Source organism: Xenorhabdus sp. PB30.3, from assembly GCF_963895965.1.
Classification (GTDB): Bacteria; Pseudomonadota; Gammaproteobacteria; order Enterobacterales; family Enterobacteriaceae; genus Xenorhabdus; species Xenorhabdus stockiae.
Map to the genome: position 1 here is coordinate 1 of NZ_CAWQMW010000031.1, position 8,857 is coordinate 8,857.

At 39.3% G+C, this 8,857-nt stretch carries 11 protein-coding genes and 1 tRNA gene; 10 read left to right on the top strand and 2 right to left on the bottom strand.

The window, feature by feature from the left end:
* Window positions 1-145 precede the first annotated feature (145 nt).
* From AACX38_RS03045 to AACX38_RS03070, 7 genes are all read left to right on the top strand, one after another.
* A complete protein-coding gene (locus AACX38_RS03045) occupies window positions 146-703 on the top strand; it encodes an AidA/PixA family protein (protein ID WP_339385653.1) in 558 nt (185 codons plus the stop codon).
* An 88-nt stretch (window positions 704-791) separates the two neighbouring features.
* Window positions 792-1,016 (top strand): hypothetical protein, encoded by a 225-nt coding sequence (locus AACX38_RS03050; RefSeq protein WP_228865703.1) that lies wholly within the window; start codon window positions 792-794, stop codon window positions 1,014-1,016.
* 239 nt (window positions 1,017-1,255) lie between these two features.
* Window positions 1,256-1,339 carry a DUF7823 domain-containing protein gene (locus AACX38_RS20710; protein ID WP_445327109.1) on the top strand — a complete coding sequence of 28 codons (84 nt, stop codon included), beginning with the start codon at window positions 1,256-1,258 and terminating at the stop codon, window positions 1,337-1,339.
* A gap of 355 nt (window positions 1,340-1,694) precedes the next feature.
* Window positions 1,695-1,769: transfer RNA gene (locus tag AACX38_RS03055), tRNA-Arg, on the top strand.
* 163 nt (window positions 1,770-1,932) lie between these two features.
* Entirely contained in the window at window positions 1,933-3,195 is a 1,263-nt protein-coding gene (locus tag AACX38_RS03060; protein ID WP_228865704.1) for a tyrosine-type recombinase/integrase, read from the top strand.
* Window positions 3,196-3,510: 315 nt separating this feature from the next.
* Complete coding sequence (locus AACX38_RS03065) at window positions 3,511-3,729, top strand: helix-turn-helix transcriptional regulator (RefSeq protein WP_228865705.1); 219 nt, start codon at window positions 3,511-3,513, stop codon at window positions 3,727-3,729.
* A complete protein-coding gene (locus AACX38_RS03070; protein ID WP_228865706.1) occupies window positions 3,726-4,004 on the top strand; it encodes an AlpA family phage regulatory protein in 279 nt (92 codons plus the stop codon). Before AACX38_RS03065 ends, AACX38_RS03070 begins: the two co-directional genes overlap by 4 nt.
* Before the next feature lie 187 nt (window positions 4,005-4,191).
* Here the strand turns inward: AACX38_RS03070 and AACX38_RS03075 are convergent, their stop codons facing one another.
* Window positions 4,192-4,383, bottom strand: coding sequence for a hypothetical protein (locus tag AACX38_RS03075; RefSeq protein WP_228865707.1), 192 nt, complete (start codon window positions 4,381-4,383; stop codon window positions 4,192-4,194).
* Window positions 4,384-4,432: 49 nt separating this feature from the next.
* Between AACX38_RS03075 and AACX38_RS03080 the strand changes: the two genes are divergently transcribed.
* Genes AACX38_RS03080 through AACX38_RS03090 form a run of 3 tightly spaced genes read left to right on the top strand, consistent with a single transcriptional unit; the run spans window position 4,433 to window position 7,765 of the window.
* Window positions 4,433-4,627, top strand: coding sequence for a hypothetical protein (locus AACX38_RS03080; RefSeq protein WP_339385654.1), 195 nt, complete (start codon window positions 4,433-4,435; stop codon window positions 4,625-4,627).
* Window positions 4,617-5,024: a hypothetical protein gene (locus AACX38_RS03085; RefSeq protein WP_228865708.1), complete on the top strand. Its 408-nt coding sequence runs from the start codon at window positions 4,617-4,619 to the stop codon at window positions 5,022-5,024. Before AACX38_RS03080 ends, AACX38_RS03085 begins: the two co-directional genes overlap by 11 nt.
* A 2-nt stretch (window positions 5,025-5,026) precedes the next feature.
* Entirely contained in the window at window positions 5,027-7,765 is a 2,739-nt protein-coding gene (locus AACX38_RS03090; protein ID WP_228865709.1) for a DUF927 domain-containing protein, read from the top strand.
* A gap of 568 nt (window positions 7,766-8,333) precedes the next feature.
* Here the strand turns inward: AACX38_RS03090 and AACX38_RS03095 are convergent.
* Window positions 8,334-8,807 (bottom strand): hypothetical protein, encoded by a 474-nt coding sequence (locus AACX38_RS03095; RefSeq protein WP_228865710.1) that lies wholly within the window; start codon window positions 8,805-8,807, stop codon window positions 8,334-8,336.
* Window positions 8,808-8,857 lie beyond the last annotated feature (50 nt).

Below are 8,857 nucleotides of genomic sequence, written 5' to 3' on the forward strand. Positions count from 1 at the left end.
TCTCATGCATAATTGTTTTTTGATGTTTTGACTTTATATTATTTTGCTATTATGTATTCCGTCAGTGGCTTGTAAAAAACTCAGTCAGAGTGTTATGTTTTTTGTGTAATAAAATATGCTAATACCATAAATAAATGAGGGCACTATGATGTCTAAAATGATTGATATATTAGTTGGTATCAGAACCGAAGATATTATGAATGATTTTGGCAAGCTTAGTAAAGATATTAATAATCCTGTTTCACTTTGGTCTGAGAGTATTTTTAAAAAATATATCACTTATATCCCTGAGGATGACAGACTTGCGTCAGTTAATAGCTCAGGTAATTTAGTCATTAAATGCGATGCTGGCGATATGCTGCGCGTAAAAGTAACGACATTAAATATGAATTTAGACTATTCAGTTGTGCTGATAAAACTGGATCCAATGATGAATGTCATGCCGGATGACATGATGACAATGATAGAGCCTCACAAGGTTGTACAGGACATAGAATATATTCCGGTTGTTGATGTAAGAAATCCATTAGATGTGGATATGCAGGCAATAAGAAGTTACTATTGGATGAGCAAAATTAATATGATGCCTGCAAATGGCACTATGCGTACAATGTATTATGAGTGCGTTGTAGGAATTTATAAAGAAGGTATTTTGCAGGGTTATGTTGCTGCAGAGCCAGCTCTTATACTGGATAAAAGATAAATATTTCAGGTAGAGAAACTGAATAAATTTTCTGGGCCGTGCAATGCACGGCCTTATTTGTCCCAGATAAATAATAAGAGAGAAGATTATGTTCAATAATAATAAATCAAAAATTGAAACATCAGAGAAAGAATATAAATTGGAGCTTGATATTACGCTCGGTGCTGAGAAGTTTAATTTTTCCGATCCAGAAATAGAATTAGAAAACATGCATTGGGGATACAATAGCGAAGCACAATCAAGCCAGGATAGGCCGCCTTTTGGTAAATTATCTGTTATTGAAAATAACACACATATTGATGCAGAAAAATAGGATTTTTCTATTGGTCAGAAAGGTTATTTGCAGGGTTGTCTGGTGGTTTTCTTTTATTCAATGCGCATTCTTATAAAAAACAGCAAAGCTTTAGAAGTATGTTGGATTTATTCTATGATAAATTTCTTTATGTAACAGTTGATGGTGTAACTTTCCACCTTTGAAAATATTCAAAAATTATAGTTGGAATTTCAGTTGTACATGATTACAATATTACATACGACTATATTGCTCAGTCCATTCCTGATGCAAAAAAATTAGGTGATGTATTGAAGGAAACTGGAGAAACTAAACGTTTTTGTTTCAGATGGTGTGATAAATAAATGATTCAGAGTAACAAGATATATTTTTATAACAAGTGGTCAGTCTTTATTGATCACTTGAATTTTTATTTTTAAATTGATTTATGTTCGAACAGAAAAAATGACAATATTGATTATTTTTATAATGTCACCAAAATCAGCCGATAATAACACTCAAGGTTATGGTTATAAATCGTTCACAAAATGAAGTGCGATTATGTACTCAATCTGTACAAAATAGTAAGTGATGAGTTGACTATAACAGAAAACTAAAGAGGGTAGGATGAAACAAACAAATGCAAAAAACTTGATTAAAACAGGCAGAAAGAGCTAAGATACGGGCGTTTCAGAAACGGCCTGAAACAAGCAGTAAAATGCCCTCTTAGTTAAATGGATATAACGAGCCCCTCCTAAGGGCTAGTTGTAGGTTCGATTCCTGCAGGGGGCGCCAGCGCAAGATATTCTGAAGTCCAATCAAGTAAACTCCTCCTAATAAATTCCTTAAAAATCAACAGAAATTCTTATTTTTACGTCAACTTTAGTCTATTGCAATCAAGATACAGCAAGGGGCATAATCAGGGGCACCTACAATTCGATTATGAAAATGCCCCCAAATGAAACTAAACGCACGGCAAATCGACGCAGCAAAACCTAAAGAGAAAATTTATAAACTTGCCGATGGTGGCGGTTTGTATTTGGAAATTACTCCACGTGGCTCCAAATATTGGCGTATGAAATATCGTCGGCCTATCGATAAAAAAGAAGACAGACTGGCTTTTGGTGTTTATCCGGTAGTGTCTTTAGCCGATGCACGAACTAAACGTGATGAAGCCAAGAAGCTGATTGCCCAAGGTATTGACCCCAAAGCAGAGAAAAAAGGGGCACAATCTGAATCAAAAGGGGCATATTCCTTTGAGCGTATTGCCCGTGAGTGGCACGCAAGTAATAAGCGGTGGAGCGAAGATCACAAAGAGCAAATTTTGCGTAGCCTTGAAAATTACATTTTCCCGCATATTGGCCATCTTGATATCACCAGCTTACGGACAAGCCACCTGCTAGCACCTATCAAAGCCGTTGATGCTGATGGCAAGCACGATTCCGCCCGACGATTACAACAGCGTGTTACTGCTATTATGCGTTATGCCGTACAGAATGATATTCTTGAATCCAGCCCAGCTAATGATATGGCGGGTGCTCTCATCACAGTAAAATCCAGACATTATCCCGCTCTGCCTCATAAATGTTTACCCGATTTTCTCACCCGTCTTTCTTGCTATCAGGGGCGCTTAATTACCCGAATTGCCGTGGAGCTAACACTATTAACCTTTGTTCGTTCCAGTGAATTAAGATTTGCCCGTTGGGAAGAAGTAGACCTTGAAAAAGCGTTCTGGAAGATCCCCGCAACAAGAAAACCGATTGAAGGTGTTAGATTCTCTGGGCGTGGTATGAAAATGAAAACAGAGCACATTGTACCGTTGAGTCGTCAGGCCGTATCTCTCTTCAAAATGTTGTACGAACTGAGCGGAGATTGTGAAGTCATGTTTCCTAATGATCATGATTCAAAAAAAGTAATGAGTGAAAACACTGTAAATAATGCTTTGCGTACTATGGGTTATGACACCCAAACAGAAGTTTGCGGGCATGGTTTTAGAACAATGGCACGTGGTGCTATGGGTGAATCTGGATTGTGGAACGATGACGCAATAGAACGCCAACTGAGCCATATAGAAAGAAAAGATACCAGAGCTGCATATATTCACACATCTAAACATCTGGAAGAACGGCGGCTAATGATTCAGTGGTGGGCTGATTATTTGGATGCAAATAAAGAAATACATATAACCCCATATGATTTTGCTAAAGAACATCGAAAATAATTTCGATTGAAATTATAAAATTTGTATCTATAGAATTAAATAAATATAGTAAATTATCAAAAATGTAATAATCAACTCTATGCCTAGGCTGAACGCCGAAAACCCGTGTATCGCTACGGGCTGGCATATTAACTATAAATAGGTATATTTAACCAAAAATAGTTAAATATAAAAACTATCAGACGAAACACATTCTTTGTGTGAAACAAATTACTATTCCAATGTGATGATCTCGCATTATGAATTCGGTTTAATTGTTCCTGTTCTAATAACGTCTAGAAACATCAAATATAAAAAATGAATAGGGAAAATCACATGCCAATAATCACTACATCTAAAGAAAGTCTTATTCGCTTATCAGAAGTTCAACGCAGAACAGGCTACAGCAAGGCTTGGATCTATAAACTCATTGAAGGAAATAAATTTCCTAAGCAAGTTAAAATTGGTGCTCGCTCAATCGCTTTTATTGAATCAGAAGTGGATGACTGGATAACTCAACGTATAGCTGAGTCTCGCGGTGAGATGGATCAATGAAAAAATATATTTCACCCACTGACAGCCAAAGGAAATATATTCTTTCTGCTTATGGTGAATCCGAAAGAAGGATCAGAGAAGCAGAAAGGAAAAAATTAACCAGCATATCAAGAGGGCATTGTTATAAATTAGAATATTTAGGTTTATTTCCCCAACGTTGCCATTTTGGGCGTAATTCCTGTGGTTGGCTTTTGAGTGATATTTTATGGTGGATGCGATACCCACCAAAAATAGAAAACGTCAATAATCCATATAGCCGAAAAAACAGTAATTAAATAAAATCATGAAAAATAAAAGTACGGGTATTAGCCGTTGCGGGTATTCCTACGCCAAAAATAATATTTCAGTTTATCGCATAAAAGTTAATTGGGGTGACAAAGAAAAGAATAGCATGGTAAATGCTATCCTTAGTATGATCTCTTTGAAAAAGTTAATTGACCAGCAAATTTATTGCTGGTTGGTTCAACCTTTTGGTTCTATGCCTAATCGTTCTAATTCTTTGCGGCCTAATGTTTTTAACCAATTGCCCAAAGTCATTCCAGCATCGGACGCAGCATCTTCGAACTGTGCTTTTAACTCAGGCGTTATTCTGATTTGGAAAGTTGGGGACAAGCCTTTTCCTTTTTCAGTTTTGTCTCTTTTTAAGATTGACATGTACGTACGTAACCTTATAGCATGTGATTTATTACGTACGTACTTTATCATGATGTACGTACAAAAAGAAACGCCCCCGAACAGTGCTACCAACACTGAACGAGGGCTAACAACCAACGATAGTAATAGTATCGAGGTAGCTATGTATCAATATACCTTTCTAATCGGAAAGGGCAAAGCCCGTTTACCTAAAATCTTTCCTATGCGCCTTACCTCCGTTCAGGGGGTAAATCATGAGCAATAAACCTATCTCACTAAAACAGGCGCTATATCGTGCAGGTCTGGGTATTTCACTTTTCACGTTCATTACCCAAAAAGCCAAAGGTGAATGCGAAATCAATTTAAATAATCTGATTGCATTGGCACACGGCATTCATCAGGAAGTTCACCACGCCCTGTTGAAGTATGCTCCGCAGCCACCGATGAATAAATTATTAAATTGCATTGTATACAGGAAATCCGATCCATTAGGCCAGGCTTCATTTCGTGCGGGACTATGTACGTCTTTATATGAGGTCATTCTTGAACAGGCAAGCCAACACTGTTCGGAAGAGTTACACAATTTGCTGTCGCTGGCCTGTGATATTAATCAGGAAGTTTACTATTCGCTCTATGCAGCGGTTAATGGCGAGGATGAGTGATCATGAGTCAGGGAAATAATAATCAGAACAGCCGCCCGTTAGATGTGATTCGAACAGTTAAAACATCAGCCATCAATCACTGGCAAAGCCTGTTGCCTGCTTGTGGTGTTGATGTTCCGGCAAAAGGCAAACACGGCGCTTGCCCGATTTGCGGCGGTACTGACCGCTTTCACTTTATCGACGATAACCATCATGGCGATTGGCATTGTCGCCAATGTGATGCGCCGAATCATGGTGATGGGCTGGATTTGGTCGCAAGAACCAACGGGATCACTATCTTTGCCGCCGCTAAGTTGGTAGCTGATGCGCTGGCACTTCCCTTGCCGGAACCCAAACCCGCTAAAGAGCAGCCCCGAACAGTAAAACCGATTACAGAACGCATCGCTGCTCTGGTTGCAACTTCTGTCATGGGTGAATCTCAGTATCTGACTAAAAAGGGGCTGCAATGCCCCAATCAGCGGTTACTGAAAGATGGCTCTTTATTGCTGGTGATTCAGACTCTGGACGGCAAAATCAAGGGCGCGCAGACCATCAAGCCGAACGGTGAAAAACGCCTTGTATCAGGAACTCAGAAGAAAGGTGGTTTTATTCCCGTCTCAGAGATTACCGGAACGCCGGACACTTTCATCATTACCGAGGGTTACGCTACGGCGTTAACGGTCAGACAGTTACATAAAGGCGTAGTACTGGCAGCCATTGATGAAAGTAATTTACCCACTATTGCCGAGCTGGTCAGAACCCAATGGCCTAACGCAAAAATTATCCTTGCTGCTGATAACGATTGGCACAAACCGGAAGAACGGGACAAAAACGGCAGGCTAAAAAAGAATGTCGGCAAGATAGCGGCAGAAAAAGCCTCTATAGCGATTAACGGTTGGGTCACACTACCGCCTACGGCATTAAAAGCCGATTGGGACGACTATCGCCAACATCACGGTATCGAGGCAGCAAAGCAGGCATTCAGCAACGAGTTATATCAGGTAGGGAAAGAAGAATCAGTGTCAAAATCAATCATAGCTAATTTGGATGAACATCGGGAAAAAGAGCGTGATCCATTAAAACCGCATGTTGATACCCGAAAAGAGGGTATTTATTGGGTTGAACCTAAAGAGCAGAACGGCGAAATCATCGAGATTGAAAAATGGTTAAGCGATTACATGGAAGTTGTCGGCATTGGCAACGATGGCGGAGAAGGTTATCTCATTATTAAATTATCTCAGGAAGGTACAGACAAACTAACCTTTGAGGCCATGCCCCGCCGTGAAATTGGGATGCCGATAGGCTGGGCGCGGTTGCGTTCGAGAGGGATAAATATCACAACCAAAAATAGCCTCTTACCGATTTTATCTGACCATTTACAGCGCAGCGGAGATCGCCGTCAGTGGGAAGTGACACAAACGGCAGGCTGGCACTGTGGGGCATATGTCATGCCGGATGGCGAAATTATTGGTCAGCCTTATATGCCTGTGGCGTTTTGTGGTGGTACATCGGCGGTTACGGGTTATGTGGTTAGAGGAACTGTCGACGAATGGAAAAATCATGTTGCCTCGTTAATGAAGGGAAACCGCTCAATGATGCTGGGTGTGCTAGTAGGGCTAGCCGCTCCACTCAACTCATTAACAGGCGGTAGCTGTTTTGGTGTTCATTTATTTGCCCAATCCTCAGCGGGAAAAACAACCACCGTTGAAGCTGCCAGTAGCTTATATGGTGATCCCGAAGAACTGAAATTATCGTGGCATGGTACGCACCACGGCTTAAATAATGAAGCCGCCGCTCGCAATGATGGTTTTTTGCCCATTGACGAAATCGGGCAAAGTGCTAATCCGAAAGAAGTCGCAAACAGTGCTTACAGCTTGTTTAACGGTGTCGGTAAAATTCAGGGTAAACGAGAAGGTGGAAACCGTGCCGTTATTCGCTGGAAGATAGCCGCGCTTTCAACGGGGGAAGAGGATTTAGAAACCTTTTTGATAAAAGGCGGAATTACACCAAAGGCAGGGCAGCTCGTCAGGTTGTTAAGTGTTCCTTTTATTGATACTGAATTTTTTAATGGTTATGAGGATGGTGACACCCACGCAAGGGCAATTAAGCGTGAATCTAAGCGTTATTGTGGTACAGCGGGGCGGGCGTGGATCTTATGGCTGTCTGAAAATCAGGAACAGGCTATAGAAATTGTGACCCGTAAAGAAAAAGCGTGGTTGGATAGCCTGCCAGAAGAAGCCTCAGCCCAAGTAAAACGTGTAGCTGTGCGTTTCGCTTTACTGGATGCAGCCGGAGAGCTGGCGACTCATATCACCGGTTGGAGCAAGGAAGATTGCCATAGTGCGATAAGGCAAAGTTTTGATGACTGGTTAACAGATTTTGGTATCGGAAACCGTGAAAAATATCAGGTTGTCACCCGTGCCCGTGATTTTATCCAGAAATACGGTCTGTCGCGTTTTCAGCCTTATGCCTACGGAAAATTGAATGGAAACATAGATACCGTTCACGCAATGAGAATCAACAATCTTGCAGGCTATCTGGTGAATAATCGCCGCAGTGATGGGCGGGTGGAATATCACATTATCCCCAGTGTATTTGAAGAGGAGATATTGCAGGGATTACAGAAGAAATCAGGCTTTGAAGCTCTGGAAGAAGCCGGAATGTTGATTAAAACGGAGAAAGATCGCTTTATCAGTAAAACTATTTCAGTGAATGGTACTCAAGGGCGGTTTGTAGTGCTGGTTTTCAATGATGAAGATTAATCCTCACGTAAGATAAAAACATTGGGATAGCGGGGTAACGGGATAGTAAATAGTTAATTGGATATTTATCAGATAGTTATATTTATTTTAATTAACCCGCATTATCCCATTACATCCCATAACGTAGTGTTATGATAAATCATGTAGCATTGTAGTAATTGGATTACCCTGAAAAGTTTTTCTTTGGTAGGCGCTAATTAGTTGGACACTAAATAGTTCAAAAATAATACTTCTGTTCTACGGGATATGCGGGATAAAATGGGGTGATTTAATCATTTGAAATAAAACAAAAATAGTCATATATCCCGTTATCCCGTGAGAATCCATGTAGTTATATAGAAATGGTGAATAAAGATATTTAGGCATGATAAGAATAAAAATTAGTAGTAGATTAGGTTATATAAAATATCTAATCATTAATATTTTTATTATACAAATACAATCTATTCCTTAAATAGAACGTCAATGATTAATAATTAAACAAATAGAGGTAACATACTTAAAACACAATATTTAACTAAATATTAATTTAAAATGTGGCATGAATTTTCATGCCATATTGGTATATTTACATGAAATAAATATCTTGATTCCTATCGAAATTTCTATTTATAGATTCTGCTTCAATTGGATGCTCTTTGGGAGTTATTAGAATATTCCAGAAATTATTATTAAATGATTTCTCCAGATAAAAATACCTGCAAATATGTAATAAATCTGTACGCTCCCAACCAGTCGTGCCACTACGTATAGATAGCTCATCTTCTAGCTTATAGAAAGTAAGATTTTCTTCTTTATCACATGCATCATCAAAGCGTTTTAATAAAAATTTTACTTTTTGTTTAGGTATTTTAAAGAAATCAGAATATGGCTCATGCGGCATTGAAGGAACACTACCATCCGTGTCACTAAATAAAGGGTAAACACTTGCTTCCCAAGCATAAAGATAAGCATCAGTATATTCATCATGGTGCTTCGCAATATGCATTATTTGTATGCGCTGTTGGACAAACATAGCATTCATTATATTTTTATCATTCATGTTTATTCATTTCCTGTTTTAGTTAATTTCGTTTCGATGTGAGATTACAT